Genomic DNA, 2,447 nt, shown 5'->3' with positions numbered 1-2,447 from the left:
GCCAATCAGGCCTACCAAGCAAGTTTCCCAACGTCGCGACAGCGATCCCGGCTTCACCGAAAAGGCAAGCGGGCGCCGCGCTCCGGAAAGCAGAGAAGATGTACGCGGGTGCAGTAGTCAAAACCGATTTTCCTGTACTGCCCATGGGGCAGTCGGGTCGGCGTGACCGTATCCTCCCCCTAAATTTACAGACCGGCCCTGCGGCTGGCTTGAGGTGCGTTGACGCATCCAAAGCTGCTGCGCCGGCTCATAAGGTTCCTTTACATGAGCAAACTCATGCTAATCGACGCCTCGCACACGGAAGAGACCCGTGTTGCGATCGTCAACAATGGTCAGGTCGACGACTTTGACTTTGAAACAACTGGCAACGAACAACTCCGCGGAAACATCTACCTCGCAAAAGTAACGCGTGTAGAGCCGTCGCTTCAGGCGGCATTCGTTGAGTATGGCGGCAATCGCCACGGTTTCCTGGCCTTCAGCGAAATCCACCCCGACTATTACCAGCTGCCCGCGGAAGACCGCGAAGCCCTGCTGAAGGAAGCAGCCGAAGAGGCCGCTGCCCAGATCGAAGACGACGATGATGAAGATGGCGATGCAGTCGACATCGACGATGAAGACGACGTCGACAACGATGCAAGCGACGATGACTCTGACGAGTCGGAAGACTCCACCGATAATGAAAGCGGTGAAGCCAAGGCTGCCGCCGCACCCCGCCGGAAGAAGTCCAGCCGGGCTTCGATCTCCAAGCGCTACAAGATCCAGGAAGTCATTCGTCGCCGTCAGGTGATGCTTGTCCAGGTCGTCAAGGAAGAACGTGGCAACAAGGGCGCAGCCCTGACCACCTATCTCTCCCTCGCCGGTCGCTACTCGGTCCTGATGCCGAACACGCCGCGCGGCGGTGGCATTTCCCGCAAAATCGTCAATGGCGCAGACCGCAAGCGCCTGAAATCCATCGTCTCCGAGCTGGATGTGCCGGACGGCATGGGCCTGATCGTGCGGACCGCAGGCGCCAAGCGCACCAAGGCCGAGATCAAGCGTGACTATGAATATCTTTCCAAGCTTTGGGAAAACATTGTCGAGAAGACACTGACATCCGAAGCTCCAATGCTGATCAATGCCGAGGGCGGTCTCGTCCACCGGGCAATGCGCGACATGTTCGACAAGGATATCGAGGAGGTCCTTGTTCATGGTGAAGAGGCCTATCGCGAAGCGAAGGATCTCGCCAAGCTCATCATGCCGAGCCAGTCCAAGAAGGTTCAGCAATGGAAAGAGGAAGACCCGCTTTTCGTGGCCGAAGCGGTCGAGCAGCAGCTCGATTCCATCTACTCCCCGACCGTCCAACTGAAATCCGGCGGCTATCTCGTCATCAACCAGACCGAAGCCCTGGTTGCGATCGATGTGAACTCCGGCAAGTCGACACGTGAGCGCAACATTGAGCAGACTGCGGTGCGCACGAACCTCGAAGCTGCGGAGGAAGCCTGTCGCCAGATGCGCCTGCGCGACCTGGCTGGTCTCATCGTGATCGATTTCATCGACATGGACGAGAACAAGAACAATCGCGCCGTCGAGAAAAAGCTGAAGGATCACCTCAAGGTGGACCGGGCCCGCGTCCAGCATGGTCGCATCTCGCAGTTCGGCCTGATGGAAATCTCACGCCAGCGTCGCCGTCAGGGCGTGCTGCAGGCAACCTCCGATCCGTGCGAAGCGTGTAACGGCACTGGCCGTCGCCGCTCTATCCCGTCGGCGGCACTTCAGCTGATCCGGGCCATCGAGGCCCGCGCCTCCATGGGCGGCCTGAAAGCCATTTCCGTGAAGGCTCCGACCGATGTCGCGCTCTACCTGCTAAACAACAAGCGCGAAGCGCTGGTCGAAGTCGAACAGGTGGCCGGCTTTGCTGTCTCGATTCACTCGTCAGAAGACATGCTGCCCGGCGATTTCGTGATCGATGCAGAGCGCGACCCGAACGGAAAGCCGAAGAAGCGCAAGCCACCACGCTCGCTCGCCAAGCCGAGCAAGCAAATCGTCAGTGATGACGAGGATGAAGATGACGAGAGCGAAGACGACACGTCCGAAGCCTCTGCTGATCAAGATGACGAATCCACAGGCACCCGCCGCAAGCGCCGTCGGCGCCGAGGCGGTCGTGGCCGCAAACAAGAGGCAGCTGAGTCGCAAGACGATGAATCCCGGCTCGACGGCGAGGACGCCGAGGATGACGGCGATGACACCGCCGAGGCCGCGTCAGACAGTGACGACGACTCAGAGGATGGCGCCCCTCGCAAGCGCCGCCGCCGGGGCCGTCGCGGAGGTCGTCGGCGGCGCCGGTCTTCAGACACCCGCACCGAGGCAACCGATGGAGCGCCAGCAGATGGCGGTGCCTATCTGGACGGCCTCGCTGCGAGTGCTCCGGAAATGCTGGACGATATTCCGCCGAGCGAAGCCAAGGTAAG

General features: G+C 60.3%; 1 protein-coding gene. It reads left to right on the top strand.

The window, feature by feature from the left end:
* Positions 1-264: 264 nt before the first annotated feature.
* On the top strand, positions 265-2,447 hold a 2,183-nt coding region (locus B2344_RS09830), incomplete at its 3' end, for an Rne/Rng family ribonuclease (RefSeq protein ID WP_290485124.1).

The organism is Hyphomonas sp. UBA3195, assembly GCF_002366485.1.
GTDB lineage: Bacteria > Pseudomonadota > Alphaproteobacteria > Caulobacterales > Hyphomonadaceae > Hyphomonas.
Note: the sequence above shows the minus strand (reverse complement) of the source record. Positions and strands in the feature narration are given on the sequence as shown.